Source organism: Herpetosiphon sp. (assembly GCF_003512625.1).
Taxonomy (GTDB): Bacteria; Chloroflexota; Chloroflexia; order Chloroflexales; family Herpetosiphonaceae; genus Herpetosiphon; species Herpetosiphon aurantiacus.
Genome location: NZ_DOPT01000097.1, coordinates 13,088 through 32,509 on the forward strand (window position 1 = coordinate 13,088; position 19,422 = coordinate 32,509).

The following is a 19,422-nucleotide window of genomic DNA, read 5'->3' on the forward strand; positions in this document are numbered from 1 at the left end:
TATATTGACATATGTGAAGTGTAAACGAATTCCACGCCAGATCAGGCCTACCACTGCTTGAATGCCACCAATTCCGCTCTTTGCTCCGCGCATCAATTCAAGCAGATCATTGTGGTTGCTGATGGAAGAGTCGTTAATCTTTGGCAGTGCATAGCAGGCGCTATGCTGAAGGAGCAAGCATGCAAGCCTCAATCCAGCGCTGGCTTAATACCATTAAAATCTCCGACCCTGTGCAACGTGAACAAGCTGTCCTCCTTCAAATCATGCTGATTGGATTAAGCATCATTTGTTTCTTCACAGTTCCCACTGCATTTATTGTGTCAAGTACTGTTGGCAGTGCATTTCGTGCCAGTCTAACAAGTATATTGATTTTAATCTTCTTTGTAATCGCCGTCATGAATTTGCGTCAAGGCCATTTTCGGCGCTCAGTTACACTGGCATCAAGTGGTCTAGTCGTTGGTTTGTCGATTATTCTTTTACTTGAAGGTTTACGCAATAGTGCTTGGATTCTTTCGGCTTTCATGATGCCAATCACGCTATCGGGTTTGTTGACTGGCCGCAAGGGTATTAAAACAATTGCTGGTGCCAGTATTATCGTAATCGCCATCCTTGGCGGATTACAGCTATTTAATCTGCAATTTGTTGGGGCTTATCCGCGCCTCGGCGATCTTTTGCCACCAACCATTAGCACGTTTATATTTAGTGTGTTGATTGTAGGCTTCTTCTTTCATCGTTTTAGCGCCTCGTTAAATGATGCCCTCAGCCGCGCTTTGCAACGTGAATCCGAACTCCAACAGATTCGCGATAAACTTGAAATTCTGGTTGATCAGCGAACCGCAGCCTTGCAAGATGCTTTACACGCGGTCGAAGAGCGTGAAGGTCGGCTCGAAAAAACCAATATCGAGCTAGCCGCCGCCAAAACTGCTGCCGAGGAAGCTAATCAACTCAAGTCGCGCTTCTTGGCCAATATGAGCCACGAGTTGCGCACCCCGCTCAATGCAATTATTAACTTCACGGCCTTTCTTGATCGGTATGGTGAGTTCTCTGAGCGCCAACGTGAGCTGCAAGAACGGGTGCTCTACAACGCTGATCATTTGCTTGGTTTGATCAACGACATTCTCGACCTCTCGAAAATTGAGGCTGGACGCATGGAGTTGATGTATGAGAAAACTCAACTTGAGCCAATCATCACTGGGGTCATGGCGACTGCCAGCGGGCTAACCCGTGATAAAGGGCTTGAGCTTGAACTCGATATGCCCGAAGAACTACCAACGATGGTGATTGATAAAGTGCGGATTCGCCAAGTATTGCTCAATTTGCTTTCAAACGCCGTCAAATTTACTGAGCAAGGCCAAATTAATGTGACGATCAGCCAGCCCGATCCTGAAACTGTCCAAATTTCCGTCCAAGATAGTGGAATTGGGATCGCTCCTGAGCATCAACAACAAATTTTCGAAGAATTTCAACAAGTGCAAAATGAAGTTACCCACCAATATCAAGGCACTGGTTTAGGCCTGCCAATTAGTAAATTGTTGGTGGAGATGCACGGCGGCAATATGTGGCTCGAAAGCACGCCAGGCAAAGGTTCAACCTTCTTCTTTAGTTTGCCGATTACCAATAAATTACCCGAAACGACCACGATTGATTTAACTGCCCCACCAAGTTTGGCCGAACTTGAGGCAGAACCAAGCAACCCAACAACCATTGAGATTGTGGTGATTGATGATAATCCTGATGCCCATGAGACCTTCCGGGTCATGCTAGAATCAGGAGGGTATCGCGTGCATAGCGTGCTTGATAGTCGCTTGGCAATCAGCACAATCAAACAAATTGAGCCACGCTTGATTATTACCGATGTGCAAATGCCCAATCTTGATGGCTGGGAATTGCTGGCCCAGATCAAGAATGATCCAACGATTGCCCATATTCCCATCGTCGTCTGCTCAGTTGTTGATCAAGGGACGATTGGGCTGGTTCTAGGGGCAAGGAAACATATTGTTAAACCTGTACGTGAGGAGGTATTGCTGGCTGTTGTTCAAGAATGTGTCGAACCAACTGCCGAGATCTTGGTCGTTGATGATAACCCTGATGCTCGTCAAGTGATTCAGCACATCCTCGCAGCACGTGATTATGCCATCAGTGAGGCCGCCGATGGGATCGAAGCGATTGCCATGATCGAACAATCAAAACCCGATCTGGTCATCCTTGATCTCATGATGCCACAAATGGATGGCTTTGAAGTGCTCGAAAACCTGCGGCATAGCCCTAATTATGCCGATATTCCGGTGATTATTGTCAGCGCCAAGGATCTTGATCAACAGGAACATGATTGGCTGCGCACTCGCGCCCAAGGGGTCATTGCTAAACGCCAACTTAGTGAGGAAGAATTTCTTAGACGCATTAATGAGATCTTTAACCAAGGAGTAGAGTATGCCCGTGGCAAGTAATGAATATTTTGTTCCCGTTGTACCGAGCGACGCATCTGTGATTATTGTTGAGGATAACCCCGACAATTTGTTCGTTTTGGAGATTCTGCTCCGCGAAGATTTGCGCGTCAAATACTATAACGGACGCGCCTCTGGCCGCCAATTTTTCAAGCTGCTTGAGGCAAATCCACGGTTATACCCCGATTTAGTGCTGCTCGATATTCAGTTACCTTATGAAGATGGTTTTACTGTCTTTAAAAATATGCTCAATGTGCCACAACTTAAGAATACCCAAGTAATTGCGGTAACCGCGAATGTGATGCCGCAAGATGTGGCCAAAGCCCGCGAACTTGGCTTCAATGGCCTGATTGGCAAGCCGATTAATCGCAATCGCTTCCCCGCCCAAATTACGCGGATCTTAAATGGTGAATCAGTCTGGGAACCCTACTAAGCCCCAGTGATCAAACCAGCGTCTTGTCCTAGGCGCTGGTTTGATCACCATCCAGAAAGGAGCAGGGTTCAGATTACGACCTTGTGTAGGATCTCGACCCGTTGTCTATGAGCTTAATTGTTGATATTTTAATTGATGATCTGCGGGCCTTGATTCGCGACCTTGGCCAAAATGGTGGCCTGATGAGTCCATCAGTCTATGACACATCCCAAGCGTTGCGGCTCTATCCAACGCCCAGCGAAGAGCATGTTTGGCCAGCAGTCAACTGGCTGATTAGCCAACAACAGTCGGATGGTGGCTGGGGTAATCCATCGATGCCGCTCAGTCGAGCAGTGCCAACCCTTGCGGCAATTTTAGCCCTACGCCGCCACTGTCAGCGTCGTTCAACCTTCGATGGATTGCTTGAGGCCAAACGTTTTCTGCGCCGCCAACTTGAATATTGGGAGAAACCGCTGCCCGATAACCTGCCAGTTGGAATGGAACTCCTGCTCCCTTACATGCTTGAAGAGGCCTATCGCGAAGAGCATCAAGATGATATCGACGATGTGCCAATTAAGCTCCGCCTTAATATCCCCCTTGCACCCTATCGCGAGTTGATCGCACTCGGCGAACATAAACGCTCATTGATTCAACAAAAAAAGCCCCGTGCAGGCACAGCCCCAGTTTATTCATGGGAAGCATGGGCTAGTCATGCTGATCCAGAATTGATCGATGGCTCAGGTGGCATTGGTCATAGCCCCGCTGCCACCGCTGCATGGTTATTTGCTGCCAATCATAATCCAAATCTACGCAACGAAATCGCTGGCGCAGAAAACTACCTGCGCCAAGCGTCGCTGGCCACCTCGGAAAGTGCTCCATGCATTATGCCAACCGCATGGCCAATCCCACGCTTCGAACAATCGTTCAGCCTATATGCTTTGGTCACTGGCGGAATTCTCGATTTCCCCAGTATTCAGGATGTGCTCAAACCACAAATTGCCGATTTACATCAAGCACTCAAGCCGCGCGGGATTGGCTTTAGCGACGATTTTATGCCCGATGGCGATGATACCGCCGCCGCCGTGGCAGTATTAATCGCAGCAGGCTATCCAGTCGATCTCGCGATATTAAATCAATTTGAGCGTGAACCCTACTTCGTAGCCTATCATGGTGAGTTACAGCCTTCAATTTCGCTGACAGCTCGCGCCGTGCACGCACTCGATTTAGCCGGAGTTGATATTTCACGCTGGTGGAAGATTTTTATTGATGCTCAAAAACTTGATGGCAGTTGGAGCGGCGATAAATGGAATACTTCGTGGCTCTACACGACCTGCCATGTACTGATTGCGCTCAAAAACTCGCCCTACAAAACCGCCATGAAAGAAGCCGTCGCTGCATTACAAGTCCATCAACATCCTGATGGTGGCTGGGGCATCATCAATCGATCAACCACGGTTGAAACGGCCTATGCGGTGCTGGCATTGCAAAACTTACGTGAAGCTGGCCTCTTAGATGACGACGACATCCACATGCTCCAACGTGGTTATAATTGGCTCTGTATTCATTATCGTCCATTTCGGATGAAAGAGTATCAATGTTGGCTCAATAAAGAAATTTATTGTCCCCAACGGATTGATCGCGCTTATGAGTTAAGTGCCATGTTAGCAGTCACTCTAGGAGAATTAAAATTATGAGGCCCACGCCCACGTTAGCAGAATTTCTTCATGCCCCACTTACGACAATTCGCCAAGTTGCGCCAGCAACCATGGTTTTTTCGAGTGGTGGTAGCCGACGCAAAGCAGCTTTAGCCAATATGTCGGCTGCTGGTGAAGAATATGCGCGTTGGTCGCATCAACAATTACTCAAATGCCTTGAACTCTTTTTTTCTCATGGGATCAAGCATCTTTTCTTACCCATGCTTTTGCCCAACCAATTTCAAGAAACTACGCCAAATTATCGTGAGCATATCGAACAATGGGTCGCGTGGGGCGCAGCAAGTCAAACAATGCTGGAATACTATCAGGAACATAATTGGCGAGTACGTCTTTTAGATACCCAATATTCGCCGATCCTGGCTGATGCGGCTCAACGCTTGCAGCAACCCTATGATCATCCCGATCAACCAACGCTTTGGTGGTTTGTCGTGCGTGATTCGGAAGATCCATGGCAAATCATTTTCCAAGCTGCCCAAAAAACTGTCTTCAAAACCCGTAGCCAAGCGATTGAGGCAATCTATGGCGAGCCGATTCCACCAGCAGAGCTATTCGTATCGTTTGGCAAACCCCAAGTTAATCATGATCTCTTGCCACCACTGTTGGTAGGCGAGTTGCAATGTTATTGGACGCAAAAGCCTGGCTATACGCTCAGCGAGGAGGAGTTTCGCCAGATTTTGTACGATTTTGCCTTCTTGCGTAAAACTTGGCAGGTCGATAAAACTGAACGCACCCAAGCCGCCCTCGCATTTCGCCAACACTGGGAGCGTGGCCCGATCTTAGGGCTTGGTCAACAACTTGGGCCGTTTTGGTATCCACAATCAACCAGCATTGAATCAGAGTTGTAGCAGCGTTTTAGGAGAATTGTGTATGACAGTCCTATCAACCGATATTCCAGCACCCAACTCACCAAGCATCAGCGATGTTGAAGCCTACTACGACGCGATGGGGCCGTTCTATAAATTAATTTGGGGCGATAGTGTTCACGGCGGCTATTGGCCAGCAGGCTTGGAAGATATGTCGCTCCCCGAAGCCCAAGAACATTTGACCAATTTGATGATTGAGAAAACGCCAATCAAGCCAGGCCAACACATGCTTGATCTTGGCTGTGGCACTGGCTTGCCGGCGATTCGCATGGCCAGCGCCAAACAATGTCATGTCCATGGATTAACTGTGGCTCACGGCCAAGTTGCCGAAGCACAAGCTACCATCCAAGCCATGCAAATGCAGGAGCTTGTGCACATCAATTGGGGCAATGCCATGGAATTGCCGTTTGAAGCCGATTTTTTCAACGCTGCATGGGCCTTTGAATCGATTTTTCATATGCCAAGCCGCCTTACCGTGCTGCAAGAAGCCAATCGAGTTTTGCAGGCTGGCAGTTATTTTGTATTGACCGATATTGTTGAAGTCAAGTCGCTTAGCCCTGAGCAGCAACAGATCTTTTTCCCAGCCTTTCAAATTAATACCCTTACCACCAAACAAGGCTACCTCGATCTCTTCGCCCAAACCGGCTTCGAGCAGCTTGAGTTGATCGATTTGACCGCTGGCATCGAGAAAACCCTAGCTCATACTAAGCTTGGCATCGAGCAAAAACGGGCCGAACTGGCGGCAATTTATCCACCAGAAATGCTTGGAATGATCGAACAAACCTGGCCGATGGTCGAGAAAATTTACGCCGAGTTTGTGCGCTACGTCTTGATTGTCGCGCGTAAACGTGGCTAAACCCAACAAATTCTAATTGTTGTGCTCATTTCAACCGTTCCATGCCCCAGATCAGCGACAACGATTTACATACTTCAAACGATCAAACGAATTAATTACTCACGAAGGAGTTAATAGTATGTCGCTGATTCAAAAAATGACCAAAGCGTTTGTGCTGATCGTCGAAGATAATATTGATAACATGCTGGTATTAACTGAATTGCTGAATGTTATGCCAGAAGTGCGTTATTGTAATGTACGGCCTTCAGGTCGCCAACTGTTTGCCTTCCTCGAAAACGATGCTGTGCCCGCAATTAATTTAATTTTGTTGGATATTAACTTGCCACGCGAAAATGGCTATGTGCTATTACCTAAAATTCGTGTGCACCCCAAACTCTGCAATGCCTTGGTGATCGCGGTCAGCGCTCAGACAGGGCCGCAAGAAGTTGCCAAAATTCGTGCGGCAGGCTTCGATGGCTTTCTGGCCAAACCACTGCACTTCCAACGCTTCCCTGAACAATTACGCCGAATTATGAATGGTGAACAAATTTGGGAAGGTGCGTAATCTGGCTATTTAGCTAGGCCATTGTTAAGTATTCTAGCCAATAAATTATAGAAATCAAATCCACACTATTTTTGTGATCTATTTAGATAATTTTAGGGTTGTGAATAAAATACAACCAAAATTTGAACTAAATTTAACCAAAAATATTATTTTATGACGTATAATACTAGTTGATCTGTGTGTCCAGGAGAAACAATTCATGGATTTTGCAATGTGGCATAACGTGAAAAGCAAAGTGGGCATCCTACTTGGCTTCACGCTGTTGGTCGGCTCGCTTGGCCAAGCTGCACCAACGAAGGCCGCCGAAAAGCTGTGTTTCAACCAGCCCGGCGTTGTTGAATGTATTGCTCCCGAGTTCCGCGATTACTGGGAAAAGAACGGTGGGCTGCCCGTTTTTGGCTATCCCCAAACCGCAGCCTATGAAGAAGCCACTCCTGAAGGTAAGTTCTTGGTGCAATATTTCGAGCGCCAACGGCTTGAATATCACCCCGAGAAACCAGCTCCATTTACGATTTTGCTTGGCCGGATTAATGATGAAGTGCTGTTGCGCGAAAACCGTGTATGGCGCGATTTCCCCACTGCTCCCCAAGCGACTGGCTGCCAATTGTTCAGCGAAACTGGCCATAGCGTTTGTGGTGAGTTCTTGAAATATTGGAACTCGCAAGGTTTGGATTTGGGCGAAAATGGCATTACCTACGGCGAATCATTAGCCTTGTGGGGCTTGCCACTCTCTGATCCGCAAGAAGAAATTAACATCGATGGAGATAAAGTGTTGACCCAACACTTTGAGCGTGCTCGCATGGAATGGCACACCAAAGATGGCAAGAACCAAATCTTGCTGACCCGCCTTGGCGTGACCTTGGTGCCAATGCAGCTCAAAATGTTGGCAATCAACGACTTCCACGGCCAAATTTCAACGGGCCGCAAGGTGAGCAATAAAGATGTTGGTGGCGCTGCCTACTTGAGCAGCTACATCAAACAAGCTCGCGCCAAAGCTCGCTACTCGTTGACCGTGCAAGCTGGCGATATGGTCGGCGCAAGCCCACCAAGCTCAGCTTTGTTGCAAGATCAGCCAACCATGGAATTCCTCAATATGTTGGGAGTTAATGTTGGCACAATCGGCAACCACGAATTCGATGAAGGCTTCGATGAAATGATGCGCTTGATCGATGGTGGCTGTCACCCAACCGCTGGCTGCTGGGAAGGTGCAAACTATCCCTATGTTGTGGCCAACGTGATCGACAAACGCACCAATAAGACAATTTTGCCAGCCTATCATGTGATGAACATCGATGGGGCACGCATTGGCTTTATTGGCGTAGTATTAGAAAATACCCCTGAAATCGTGATTCCATCAGGTGTGACCAACCTTGAGTTTATCGATGAAGTTACGGCGATCAACCAAGCAGTAACCGAGTTGAACGGCCAAGGTGTGCATGCAATCATTGTTTTGGCCCACGAAGGTGGTACGCAAAACGCCACAACTGGCGCAATCACTGGCCCAATTGCTGAAATTGCCAATGGCATTAATGATGATGTTGATGTGATCGTTAGCGCTCACACCCACACCTCAATCAGCGGCGAAGTTGATGGCAAGTTGATCACCCAAGCGCTTTCGTATAGCACCGCATTTGCTGATATCGATTTGACAATCGACCGCGCCAAACGCGATATTGTCGCCAAAAAAGCGACGATCGTCACGACCTTCCACGAAGACATGACCCCTGATGCTGATGTTGCGGCAATGGTCAAGAAATATGAAGACCAAGTAGCACCCCAAGTCAACCGCAAGGTTGGTACTGCTGCTAGTGCGATCACCAACACGGCCAATGCGGCTGGCGAATCGGCCTTAGGTAACCTGATTGCCGATGCTCAACGTAACACCATGAGCACTCAATTTGCCTTTATGAACCCAGGTGGCATTCGTGCACCACTCGATGCTGGCGAAATTACCTGGGGCGAGTTGTATTCAATTCAGCCATTCAGCAACGATTTGGTCAAGATGACCGTAACTGGGGCTGATATTTACACCTTGCTCAACCAACAATGGCAAAACCAAAGCGATGGGACAGTTCGCGCTCGTATCCTGCAAATTTCAGGTTTGAGCTACACCTGGACTGATGCCAATCCTGTTGGTCAAAAGGTTGTCGAGGTGCTCGATGGTAACGGCAAGGCTTTGGATAAAGCTGCGAGCTACACGATCACCGTCAATAGCTTCTTGGCTGATGGTGGCGATGGCTTCGTTGTGCTCAAACAAGGCACCAATCGCGAAGTTGGCCCAACCGATCTCGATGGCTTCGTGCGCTACATCGAAAAGTTAGCTCAGCCAATCAGCGCCAACATCGAAAACCGTATCGTCAAACAATAATTACACGACAACACACGATCACCAATGCAGCAGGCCAAACCTGCTGCATTGTGTTTTAGGGCAACCAGCGCGGCCAAATCGCATCATCAGCAAATTGGCTGGTATTGCCCGTTTCAGGATTTTGTTGCCAGATTGAATAGCGCGATTGCTGTGGGTCAAGTCTACTCCAAACCAATTGCTGGCTATCTGGCGACCACTGGGGATCAAAATTATCGTATTGAGGATCGTTGGTAAGTTGAATCGGTTGGATGGAATTATTAAGCTTTAATAGCCAAACTTCGCCGAGTTCAGCACCCAGCGGGCGGCGAATATAGGCTAATTGCTGACCATCAGGAGCCAGTCGTGGATAATACACATCGGCATCAACGCTTTCGAGCACAACATTTAATTGCTCAGTCGCCAGATCATAACGCACCAAACGACCAAAACGCCCAGTTTCTGGCTCGGTGAGTTGGGCAATAATTAAGGCTTGGCTATCAGGCTGCCAAGTAAACGTCCCAGTCAAGGTTAATTCGCGGGTTACTCCAGTAACATCTTGCAGCACCAATTGCGGTCGATCAGCCAATTCATAGATCAACCAATTCCCATCGGGTGACCATTGTTGATTCAAAGCTGGCGTTTGATCGACATCCAAGCTTTGGGGCTGGCTCAAATTGGCGCTGATTTGCCAGATGCTGGGCGGCGCAGGCTCGTCATCAATCAAGGCCAATGGCGAACGCAAATAAAGCAGTTGATCATTGGTAGGATGACATGTGGCTTGACTCAATACCGCCTCAGGATCATCAACCAAAATTTGGGTTTGCAAATTGGCTAAATTACTTGCAACCAAACGCTTGGTTGTGCTGGTCGCCGTGGTATAGACCAAACGACCTTGACTGAAGCAAGCAGGGCCATTGACTGCCGCGCCAATTGTCCGAAATCCAGCAACACCACTGATGATCAAATGGGCAGATGTTAATGGTTGTTGCACATAACTCAAACGCCAACCTTGCGAACCGAAAGTTGGCACAGAAGTTGGCACAGCGGTTGATTGCACTGAGCCACAACCGATTAAACTAGCAATAATTCCAAGAAATATGATCCAACGCATGGGGCAACATTCCTCTTAAATAGCCAGAATCCGTCAGGCTAGCCACTTCACAGCAGCAGGCCTGACGGATTATCGCACAACAATCAATCTTTATTTAAAGCGAATGTGTAAATGATTATCGTGATTGGGATAGGAAGTCGTCAAACCTTCGCTAATCAACACTGGATCATTGAAGTAGATCACGGTAATTTGGTTGGGGGCCGCAGCTCGAATGGCTTTGACCAAATTACGGGTAGCAGCGCGATCGTAGGTGCTCGATTGCCACGTGATTCGGCTGCCCGTGCATTGCTTGCTATCAGTGCGAATTGGCCAAAGATCAACATCAAGGCCAGTTTCGTGCGAGGCATGGCCTGGGATATCGCCGCCATGCTCAAAACTAATATCGCCAAGCGGCACTTTACCCTTGCCATAACCAGCAAAATCACTAGCGGCTGCTTCAATTTGGGCCACGGTTGAGGCGACACCCCAGTTAGCGTTGCCATTGCCATCGGGGTCTTGATCGCAGATGTTGGCACTGAAATCGGTATATTCATAATGCCAAATTAAGTTCTTCCAAGTGGTTGGGCCAACCACGCCATCGGCACTCAGGCCAGCATGGCTCTGAAAACTCTTGACAGCGCTCTCAGTACCAGCCCCAAATGCCCCATCGACGGTTAGGCCAGCGTTGCGTTTGGCATTCAACAAGGTTTGAACAGCCTTGACCGCGTTACCATTATCGCCACGGCGCACGGTTACAATCAAGGCATTCCAAGTGTTAGGGCCGACAATGCCATCAGCCCCAAGGCCTCGGCTTGATTGAAAACTCTTGACTGAGCTTTCGGTGCCTGAGCCAAACACACCATCGGCACTAATATTGAGCAAATATTGCATAGCTTTGACATCAGTGCCACGATTGCCTTTGCTAATGGTATGGAAAAATGCCGCTGAAAATGCCTGCGCCGAGCCAATTGAACCAAGTGTAATTCCAAAAATCAAGGTAAAACTGGCAATTCGCCAAACTAAAGCTTTCATCAAGCAACCTCACTACATCGCTAAGTTGTTCCAGCTGTTCAAGCCGACCACGCCATCAACCGTCAGTTGGCGATTGGTTTGGAAGGCGCGAACAAGGGTATTTACGCCTGTGCCAAAGCTGCCATCAATTGTCGTTGGGTAACTTTGCACCGTCAGTTGATTTTGTAAGGCCTTGACTGCCTCGCCTGTATCGCCTGAGCGCAAGGTCATAATTAATTTTTCCCACGTTGCGGCCCCAACAACTCCATCTGAGGTTAAGCCATTGGCAGTTTGGAAACTCTTGACGGCAGTTTCGGTGCCTGGGCCAAAGGCTCCATCGGCGGTAATCGTCGCGCCGCGTGCCCGCAAAAGATATTGCATGGTTTTGGCGAGGCCAGTCGCGGGGGTGTTACGCCGCAAAATTGGCCACATCCGGCCAACTGCACCACCGCTGAGCGTCGTATCAACAGCGGTACGCAACTGTGGCAGCAAGCTATAGAGCGTATCGCCTGGGCAACTGGTGCTATCCAAATCGCGATGGCCGACAATAGCGTTGGCGGTTAGGCCATATTGCTGGCAAATATAGGCAATCAACGCCACCAGTTTATTCCACAAAGGCAGGCTGGGCGTAACATTCATATACAAGCCTTCGCATTCAATGCCAATATGGGTTTCATTATGGCCATCGACGTGTGCGCCTTGAACATGCTTCGTGCCACCCTGCAAAATGCTCAAGCTTTGATGGCGACCTTCCATAATCCAGCCACCACGGCTGATCGTAAATTGTTGGCCTGTATCGATCCAGCCGCGATTGAAATGGCTTTGCTGAATTTGCCGTGCCACTTGCCAAGCCTTATTACGGGTAAAATCGTTGGTGTTAGGATTCGTCGTGTGGTGCACAACAATCCCGATTGGCTTTTGATTGAGCACATTGATTGGCTCTTTGGCAGCGGCAGCACCCCAAGCAGTAGTTGAATCGATTGCGGGAGTTGCAACAGCGGCATAGGCAGGCCGCAAGAGGCGTAATTCAGTACCACCCACCACCACGCTCATTGCCACACCCAACGATAGTTTGCCAAATGTACGGCGCGAAAGTTTCTTCATTGCGGGGTTTCCTTTGTTCAAAAAACAAGCCCCACGTTGGAAAACGTGAGGCTTGTAGACAAAAGCGATTATGGGCGAGGCCAAGCACAGTGGATGTGGGTGCTATGGCCGGAATCGCCAGGCCCAAGCACTTCGGTTGCGCCGAGGTTGGCGCATTTGTTGCGGAATGATTGTTGGTTGGGGTGTGATGCGCTAACGTGTGAGCCGTTGATCACATTGACATCGACGGCAACGCCAGCATAGTGACGAGAGTTGGCGCTATGTGAACCACCAGCAATTTCGCTGACCGAGTAGCTCCACGACTGTGAGAGGGTGATCATCCCATTCAATAATGAGGTGCTGAGGTAAACCGAACCACCTGGGGCATTGCCATAGCTGCTCCGGCGAGCAGCGCCACCATTGGCGGTGTCAACAATATTTTGGCGAGCGGTTGCGCTATCGGAAACGCCTGAGGTATGAATTGTCGCGAGGGCGATGCGGCTGCTATCGCGGATGGTACGAGCCAAATCGGCGCGGCTCGAGCCACCACCACCTGGATTGCCCGTCAATGCAGCCCAAGTATCAGCGCCAACAATGCCATCGGCTCCCAAACCTTTGCTCGATTGAAAGCTCTTGACTGCTGACAACGTGCCTGCACCAAAATCGCCATCAACCGTCAACGAGTGGCCATGCTTTTTCAATTGGCGTTGCAAGGCATTGACGACAATGTTGTTATCGCCTTGGCGCACCGTGATTACCAATTGCTCCCACGTGTTGGGGCCAACCACACCATCAGCGCTCAAGCCTTTGCTCGATTGAAAGCTCTTGACTGCTGACAACGTGCCTGCACCAAAATCGCCATCAACCGTCAAGCTATAGCCGCGTTGCTTCAACATTGCTTGCACGGTATAGACGTTATCGCCAGAATCACCGTTGCTAACGGTTGCCCAAGTGCGGGCTGCAACCCCCTGCGCCGCAGGGCCAAAACTTGCCAACATGACCAAAGCCATGGTTAGGCCGCTGAACCAAAATGCCCACCGCTTGTGCATAATTGCTATCCTTCCTTGTGAATGCCACTAAAAAAGATCGGGAATGGGATTGTTTCAAGCTTGATTGTCGAAAAGCGCGATTCGTAGGTATACTATATGCAACCCTTCTTAAAAAATTCTAAAAATATTGTTATGTTTCTAAAAAATATCTTAAAGCGCTGCCAGCGATCCACTAGGAGGTTCCATGACGCAACAGCCTACAATCTTAGTGATTCAACCAGATCGAGCCTTGCAAGCCTTAATTGTGCGGGTCTTGAAAACCGCTAGTTTTCAGGTGTTACGCAGCGATAGTATTCAGTCAGCCCAGCTCCTCGTTGAGCAAGAGGCGCTTGATTTGGTGGTGATCGATCAGTGGATTCCCGACCATGATGCGTTGGAGTTTTGTCGTAATCTTCGTGAGCATTCAAATTTGCCGTTGCTAATGGTGGGAGCCAGCAGCGATGCCTATATGCGAGGCATTGCGCTCGATCAAGGGATTGATGATTATGTAATTACGCCGTTTCATGAGAGCGAATTTTTGGCCCGCGTTCGAGCCTTGTTGCGGCGCAGCCAACAAGCGACTCAGCAACAACAGCCGCAATATACCGAATGTGGCGCGTTGCTGATCAACTGGCAAGACCAGCAAGTACGCAAATATGGCGAATTAGTTCATCTTACCAAAACTGAATGGGCCTTGCTCAAATTATTTATTCAATATCATGGCCAAGTTTTAACCCATCGTATGTTGCTACAACAGGTTTGGGGAAAAAGCTATAGCGAAGATCGGGCCTATCTGCATGCCTATATTCGGCGTTTACGCGCCAAACTCGAAGACGATCCAACCAATCCGCAATTAATTCACTCAGAATCAGGGATTGGCTATCGTTTTATGCGGATTGAAGCGCCTACTCAAGCGCCGCAAGCCAACCCGACCAGCCTTGCCCATTTGCGCTTACCCTACCCGATCGCCGCGCTGATTGGCCGCCAGCATGAATTAACCGCCTTACAAGAACTGCTGAGCAAATCCGAAGTCCGATTAATCACGATCACAGGGATGGGTGGATCGGGCAAAACCAGCATGGCCAGCTATATTGCCCAGCAATTGCATCAAACGCAACATATGCCAGTGGTATTTGTCGCGCTCGACACCATCAACGATCCCAATATGGTAGCGGCAACCTTAGCCCGCGCCGCTGGCTTACGCGACCACGGCGATGATCAGTCACTCGAACGCTTGCAAGATTGGATTAGCAATCAAACCATGCTCTTCATTTTGGATAATTTTGAGCAGGTGTTGGGTGCAGCGCCGCAAGTCAGCCAATTGCTCCAGCATTGCCCAAATTTAAAAATTGTGGTCACCAGCCGAATTGTTTTGGGAGTGTATGGTGAATATGAGTTTGTACTGCCCCCGCTCGGTTTGCCCGACCTGCAACAAAGCCCACCACTTGAGCAAATTGCCGCTAGTCCGGCGATTCAACTCTTTGTGCAGCGAGCGCAAGCAGTTGATAGCCAATTTCGCCTGACTGCTGAAAATGCTGCTAGCGTGGCCGAAATTTGTGTGCGGCTCGATGGTTTGGCCTTGGCGATTGAGTTGGCAGCCGTTCACAGCAAATTTTATCCGCCCAAGGTGATGTTGCAACGACTCAACCAGCGGCTCGATTTTCTCTATCATAACAGCCCGGATCGAACACAGCGCCAACATTCGCTGCGCGGGGCAATCGATTGGAGCTACGAACTGCTTGGCAGCTATGAACAAACGATTTTTCAAGGCCTTGGCTTGTTTGCTGGCAGTTTTACCCGTGAGGCGGCCCAAGCGTTATGGCCCAACGACGAACCAAGCCGGATCGAACGGGTTTTGCAGCATTTGGTCAATGCCAGTTTGTTACAACGCGAAACCAGCAGCGACGGCCTGAGTTGGTTCGCCATGCTCGATACCATTCGCGAATATAGCTTGAGTAAATTGCCAAAAGGCGAGGCCCATTGGCTCCAACAACAATTACTTGATTATTATGTTGAGTTGATGCAGCAAGCCGAACAAGCCTTTTTGGTCAGCAACCATACTGGCTGGATCAAACGGCTCGAACGCGAACTGCCAACGATTCGCAGCATTCTCGCATGGGGCATTCAGCAAGAATATAGCTTGGCAGTCTGGCAATTATGCGCGAGTTTTTGGCGCTTTTGGCATGAGCAAGGCCTGATCAGCGAAGGGCGCGAATGGCTAGCCAAAATCCAACACCTGCAACCAAGCACAATCCCCTTGGCAATTCGCGATAAAGTGCGGCTTGGGGCGGGAGTTTTGGCTTTTATCCAAGATGATTATTCAGCAGCTAATCAGGCTTTTAGCGAAGTGTTGGTCGAGCCACGCGCCGAACATCAACCCAAGGCAATTGCCCATGCACTAACCAATATTGGCATGGTCGCCTATTGGCAAGGGCGTTATGGCGAGGCAATTCAGGCCTTGGAAGAAAGTCTGCCATTATTAAAAATGCTTGATGATCGCTATGGTATGGCCAGCAGTTTGCGCCATTTGGGCATGAGTCAGTTGGTGCAACATGGCTCACGCAGTGCCTTGGCGCTGTTAGCCGAAAGTTTAAGCTTCTATCAAGAGCTTGGCAGCAAAAGTGGCATTGGCACGGCGATGGGGTTTTATGGTCGGGCTTTATTAATTTATGGCGACGATCACGAAGCTCAGCAATGGCTCGAACAAAGCATCGCCATGCTTGAGCCATTGGGCAATTGGCCTGCCATGGCCCGTAGTCAAACCTTTTTGGGGCGAGTAGCCTTGGCCCAACGCCGTTATGCAGATGCTCAACAGTTGCTCAGCCAAAGTTTAGCCACGCTCTATCGGGTTGGTGATCGCGAAGGCGTGGCTGCTTCAATCGAGGGTTTAGCCGTTTGGAGCGCACTCAACCAGCAAGCTGAGCGGGCACAAGCGCTTTGGAGTGGAGCAGATTGGCTACGTGAATTAATTGGTGCACCAATTCCACCAGCCGATTTTCAAGCGCTACGCCGCATGTTGCCCCAATCTTTCAGTTTTATGCAGCAAGCTCAAACGCCCAAATCGCTACGTCACTTGGTTGGCTGCGCCTTAGCCAGCGATTGTAGCTCGTTGGGATGCGATGAACATGGATAGGAAAGCATCCGAAGCAAAAGCTACAACCACTGAGCGCGGCGAACAACCGCTTATTGGGTTTGCACCAGCACGCCCGTCAAACCATTCATTGCGGTGCCGATGGTAAGATTAAACGTATGGCTTGAATTGACAGCTTGCAACATCGTCCCTTCGGCATTTTCATAGATACTACTAACCGTATAGCCTTGGTTGGCAAGTTCAGTTTTGTAGAAATCGATGACATCGCTCATTGGCATACTTGTACTATAGCTCATGAGGCTTTCATCCATCAGCAGATTTTGCACATCATCGACTGTTGGCAGGCTACCCATCATCGTATCCGCTACTTGTGTACAACTCGCTGGCACGGCAAATGGCGCAATTTGATTGATTTGATCAAGCTCGATCGAGGTTTCAGTGATCATGCTGTTACCTTCAGACGAAATATCCATACTCGAAGTAGATTTGATCAAGATGCCTTCTGGCGTAATCCAAAAATCGCCTTTGATCAGCATGCCAGCCGTATCGCTCTCAACGTGGTAATGAGCCGCCGTCATGCCATTGACGCTTTCAGATTCAGCAATCAACTGCGGCTCAAAGGAGGCTGCGAGGACGTTCAACATGCCACCATTGAAGGAACGTGCCATATCGAAGGTCTGCTCCATCATTTGGGGATCGAGCACGGTTGCATTACAAATTTGCTCAGTGCCAGTATCCTGCACTTGATACACCGAACCATCGATCAGCCATGTGCTATTGGTTGGATCAGGCGTATTAGTTTTTACTTCGAGATGAACGGCCAACGGTTGATTGATCCGTTCTTCTAAAGTTTCGCTAATCGATTCATTTGATGATTCGGCGTTTTTGGTGCTAATTTTAGTTATGCTGCGCAAACGATAGCTTTGCAAGGTTTTGAGTTTTTCAGCCGTTTTTTGCGGATCAGTCAACTGATCGATTAAGTCGTTGGCTTGGTTGCCAGTGGCTGGCGCTGAATTGGCTGCTTCAGGCACGGCGGTTGGCTCAATTTGCGCGACAGACGTTGGCTTAACTTGCTGCGGCTGCTCCCACCACAGGCACTGAGCACAAAACCCAATAATAATCCACACGCTAAACGATTATAACGGCTTGGCATTGATTTCGCTCCTTGATTGCAATGTGTTTCAGCTACAGCGTTACTATAGCCATAAACCAGCCGCAAGCTATGACAAAACTTGTCAGTTGTTGCCAGCATTATGCAGAGCAAATAGTCAATTATTGGGCTAAAATCCAGCTAATTATTAAATTTTTTTACAAATTAATCAAAATCGGCTAGTATATGGGCATCGGCATTAATCAATTAATCAAGGAGGCAAGCCGCAATTCTCACGGCCTCACCGTGTTGTGGTCAACATTGTTGCTCAGGTGCAGGTACGACCGCCAGTTGGAAGCGTACTGGATAACCGTTTGTTGCAACCATTTCATTTGTTGAGGAGGCTCTCTTGAAGCGTCTATGGCTAAGTACGTTGGTTGTCGGCTGTTTGCTTGGTTTGGCTACTCCTACAAACACTGCTGGGCAGACTCGTTTGAAAGAAAAAACACCTGAACAATTGGCTGAGGCCGAAGCACCCGCAGTTGCCGGCCAATACCTGATTAAATTTAAGCCTGCGCTGAATACAGCATCTCGCAGCACCACCCTTAAAAACCTCGGAGCCGATCATCTCCAACATCTCGCTAGCCTTGATCTTGAGTTAATTGAATTTGCTCCACTCAAGCAGAACGCTACTCCAGAGCAAACTGAACGAGTGCTGGCCGAGCTAAAAAACCATCCAGCAATTGAATATGTTGAGCCAAACTACCTCTATGCCCCACTGTATACGCCGAACGATCCTGGGTTGGGCCAACAATGGGCTTGGGGAGTCATCAAAGCCTATGATGGTTGGAATATTACCCAAGGTAGCTCTAGCGTGATCATCGCGATTGTTGACACTGGCATCCAAACCAACCACCCTGATCTTGATGCCAAAATTGTGGCTGGCTACGATTTTGTTGATAACGATACCAACGCGATGGATGGCAATGGTCATGGTACGCACTTAGCAGGCACAGCCGCCGCTGAAACCAACAATAGCACTGGTGGCGCAGGGTTATGCCCCAATTGTCGCTTGATGCCAATCCGTGTTTTCAACAATAATGGCAGTGGTACCCTGGCTGCTGTGGCCCAAGGCATTACTTTTGCTGCCAACAACGGAGCCAAAGTGATCAACTTAGGCTTGGGTGGCAGTGCCTCAACAACCCTGCAAAATGCAGTTAATTACGCGTGGAACAAAGGTGCCTTCTTGACCTGTGCGGTTGGTGGCAGTAACTCGGGCACGCCAACCTATCCAGCAGCCTACCCCAACTGCTTCCCCGTGGCGGCTAGCGGCAAAACCGATATTAAAACACCTTCCTCAGGCTATGGCACATGGGTCAAAGTGGCGGCTCCCGGGGCAAGCATCTATTCAACCTGGCTCAACGGCGGCTATACCACAATTAGCGGTACCTCAACCGCTACCGCCCATGTTTCAGGTTTAGCAGGCTTGTTGGCCTCGCAAAACCGTACCAATGCCCAAATTCGCGATCGCATTTGCGCCACCGCTGATCCAATTGCGGGCACTGGAACTTACTGGTCATGTGGCCGGATTAATGTTTATGCCGCTGTGCAATAAACCCATTTTATATTGGATTAACGGCAGCTAGGTGGTCGATGTAATGGGTTAACACCTTGTCACCGTCCCTCACCCCAAGCCTCTCGCCCACGACGACGCACTCTTGGAGCGGTTTCCCCTCGCCTCGCCGTGCGGAAGAGGGAACTAGCTTACAAGGGTAGGTTGCATCGACGAACCACGGATAGGCTGGTTCATCAATGCATGGATGATAGCCCTGATTGCCATTGAGGGGG

Annotated in this window: 15 protein-coding genes; 9 read left to right on the forward strand and 6 right to left on the reverse strand. The window is 49.1% G+C overall.

Annotated features, from left to right (window positions below; translation table 11 throughout):
• The first annotated feature begins 179 nt into the window (after positions 1–179).
• The 7 genes from DEF47_RS21525 to DEF47_RS21555 all read left to right on the forward strand — a co-directional run bounded on the left by DEF47_RS21525 (position 180) and on the right by DEF47_RS21555 (position 9,202).
• Positions 180–2,447 carry a hybrid sensor histidine kinase/response regulator gene (locus DEF47_RS21525; protein ID WP_012189686.1) on the forward strand — a complete coding sequence of 756 codons (2,268 nt, stop codon included), beginning with the start codon at positions 180–182 and terminating at the stop codon, positions 2,445–2,447.
• Complete coding sequence (locus tag DEF47_RS21530) at positions 2,431–2,877, forward strand: response regulator (RefSeq protein ID WP_012189687.1); 447 nt, start codon at positions 2,431–2,433, stop codon at positions 2,875–2,877. The genes DEF47_RS21525 and DEF47_RS21530 overlap by 17 nt, the downstream gene beginning before the upstream one ends.
• A gap of 107 nt (positions 2,878–2,984) precedes the next feature.
• Positions 2,985–4,550 carry a prenyltransferase/squalene oxidase repeat-containing protein gene (locus DEF47_RS21535; RefSeq protein WP_012189688.1) on the forward strand — a complete coding sequence of 522 codons (1,566 nt, stop codon included), beginning with the start codon at positions 2,985–2,987 and terminating at the stop codon, positions 4,548–4,550.
• Positions 4,547–5,416, forward strand: a complete 870-nt coding sequence (locus DEF47_RS21540) for a (+)-kolavelool synthase (RefSeq protein WP_012189689.1) — start codon at positions 4,547–4,549, stop codon at positions 5,414–5,416. Before DEF47_RS21535 ends, DEF47_RS21540 begins: the two co-directional genes overlap by 4 nt.
• A 22-nt stretch (positions 5,417–5,438) precedes the next feature.
• Positions 5,439–6,290: an SAM-dependent methyltransferase gene (locus tag DEF47_RS21545; RefSeq protein WP_012189690.1), complete on the forward strand. Its 852-nt coding sequence runs from the start codon at positions 5,439–5,441 to the stop codon at positions 6,288–6,290.
• Positions 6,291–6,408: 118 nt separating this feature from the next.
• Positions 6,409–6,834: a response regulator gene (locus DEF47_RS21550; protein WP_012189691.1), complete on the forward strand. Its 426-nt coding sequence runs from the start codon at positions 6,409–6,411 to the stop codon at positions 6,832–6,834.
• Positions 6,835–7,033: 199 nt separating this feature from the next.
• Positions 7,034–9,202: a bifunctional metallophosphatase/5'-nucleotidase gene (locus tag DEF47_RS21555; RefSeq protein ID WP_012189692.1), complete on the forward strand. Its 2,169-nt coding sequence runs from the start codon at positions 7,034–7,036 to the stop codon at positions 9,200–9,202.
• A 55-nt stretch (positions 9,203–9,257) separates the two neighbouring features.
• On the opposite strand, the gene DEF47_RS21560 is transcribed toward DEF47_RS21555, so the two are convergent.
• The 4 genes from DEF47_RS21560 to DEF47_RS21575 all read right to left on the reverse strand — a co-directional run bounded on the left by DEF47_RS21560 (position 9,258) and on the right by DEF47_RS21575 (position 13,414).
• The gene (locus tag DEF47_RS21560) at positions 9,258–10,292 is read right to left on the reverse strand and encodes a TolB-like translocation protein (RefSeq protein ID WP_012189693.1); all 1,035 of its coding nucleotides are present in this window, start codon (positions 10,290–10,292) and stop codon (positions 9,258–9,260) included.
• A gap of 90 nt (positions 10,293–10,382) precedes the next feature.
• Entirely contained in the window at positions 10,383–11,303 is a 921-nt protein-coding gene (locus tag DEF47_RS21565) for a penicillin-insensitive murein endopeptidase (protein WP_012189694.1), read from the reverse strand.
• Positions 11,304–11,315: 12 nt separating this feature from the next.
• Positions 11,316–12,386, reverse strand: coding sequence for a peptidoglycan recognition protein family protein (locus DEF47_RS21570; RefSeq protein ID WP_012189695.1), 1,071 nt, complete (start codon positions 12,384–12,386; stop codon positions 11,316–11,318).
• A 68-nt stretch (positions 12,387–12,454) separates the two neighbouring features.
• Positions 12,455–13,414: a peptidoglycan-binding domain-containing protein gene (locus DEF47_RS21575; protein ID WP_012189696.1), complete on the reverse strand. Its 960-nt coding sequence runs from the start codon at positions 13,412–13,414 to the stop codon at positions 12,455–12,457.
• A 184-nt stretch (positions 13,415–13,598) separates the two neighbouring features.
• Between DEF47_RS21575 and DEF47_RS21580 the strand changes: the two genes are divergently transcribed.
• A complete protein-coding gene (locus DEF47_RS21580; RefSeq protein WP_012189697.1) occupies positions 13,599–16,526 on the forward strand; it encodes a winged helix-turn-helix domain-containing protein in 2,928 nt (975 codons plus the stop codon).
• 50 nt (positions 16,527–16,576) lie between these two features.
• Here the strand turns inward: DEF47_RS21580 and DEF47_RS21585 are convergent, their stop codons facing one another.
• The gene (locus tag DEF47_RS21585) at positions 16,577–17,515 is read right to left on the reverse strand and encodes a hypothetical protein (RefSeq protein ID WP_287045340.1); all 939 of its coding nucleotides are present in this window, start codon (positions 17,513–17,515) and stop codon (positions 16,577–16,579) included.
• The gene (locus tag DEF47_RS21590; RefSeq protein WP_287045341.1) at positions 17,461–17,637 is read right to left on the reverse strand and encodes a hypothetical protein; all 177 of its coding nucleotides are present in this window, start codon (positions 17,635–17,637) and stop codon (positions 17,461–17,463) included. Before DEF47_RS21590 ends, DEF47_RS21585 begins: the two co-directional genes overlap by 55 nt.
• Positions 17,638–17,983: 346 nt before the next feature.
• On the opposite strand from DEF47_RS21590, the gene DEF47_RS21595 reads away from it, so the two are divergent.
• Positions 17,984–19,189: a peptidase S8 gene (locus DEF47_RS21595; RefSeq protein WP_012189699.1), complete on the forward strand. Its 1,206-nt coding sequence runs from the start codon at positions 17,984–17,986 to the stop codon at positions 19,187–19,189.
• The last annotated feature ends 233 nt before the right edge of the window (positions 19,190–19,422 follow it).

What these genes read in the sequence shown, in the direction of transcription:
- DEF47_RS21545 (WP_012189690.1), top strand. Translation starts at nt 5,439, where the DNA reads ATGACAGTCCTATCAACCGATATTCCAGCACCCAACTCACCAAGCATC.
- DEF47_RS21570 (WP_012189695.1), bottom strand. Translation starts at nt 12,386, where the DNA reads ATGAAGAAACTTTCGCGCCGTACATTTGGCAAACTATCGTTGGGTGTG.
- DEF47_RS21555 (WP_012189692.1), top strand. Translation starts at nt 7,034, where the DNA reads ATGGATTTTGCAATGTGGCATAACGTGAAAAGCAAAGTGGGCATCCTA.
- DEF47_RS21525 (WP_012189686.1), top strand. Translation starts at nt 180, where the DNA reads ATGCAAGCCTCAATCCAGCGCTGGCTTAATACCATTAAAATCTCCGAC.
- DEF47_RS21565 (WP_012189694.1), bottom strand. Translation starts at nt 11,303, where the DNA reads ATGAAAGCTTTAGTTTGGCGAATTGCCAGTTTTACCTTGATTTTTGGA.
- DEF47_RS21550 (WP_012189691.1), top strand. Translation starts at nt 6,409, where the DNA reads ATGTCGCTGATTCAAAAAATGACCAAAGCGTTTGTGCTGATCGTCGAA.
- DEF47_RS21560 (WP_012189693.1), bottom strand. Translation starts at nt 10,292, where the DNA reads ATGCGTTGGATCATATTTCTTGGAATTATTGCTAGTTTAATCGGTTGT.
- DEF47_RS21530 (WP_012189687.1), top strand. Translation starts at nt 2,431, where the DNA reads ATGCCCGTGGCAAGTAATGAATATTTTGTTCCCGTTGTACCGAGCGAC.
- DEF47_RS21575 (WP_012189696.1), bottom strand. Translation starts at nt 13,414, where the DNA reads ATGCACAAGCGGTGGGCATTTTGGTTCAGCGGCCTAACCATGGCTTTG.
- DEF47_RS21540 (WP_012189689.1), top strand. Translation starts at nt 4,547, where the DNA reads ATGAGGCCCACGCCCACGTTAGCAGAATTTCTTCATGCCCCACTTACG.
- DEF47_RS21590 (WP_287045341.1), bottom strand. Translation starts at nt 17,637, where the DNA reads ATGCCAAGCCGTTATAATCGTTTAGCGTGTGGATTATTATTGGGTTTT.
- DEF47_RS21535 (WP_012189688.1), top strand. Translation starts at nt 2,985, where the DNA reads ATGAGCTTAATTGTTGATATTTTAATTGATGATCTGCGGGCCTTGATT.
- DEF47_RS21580 (WP_012189697.1), top strand. Translation starts at nt 13,599, where the DNA reads ATGACGCAACAGCCTACAATCTTAGTGATTCAACCAGATCGAGCCTTG.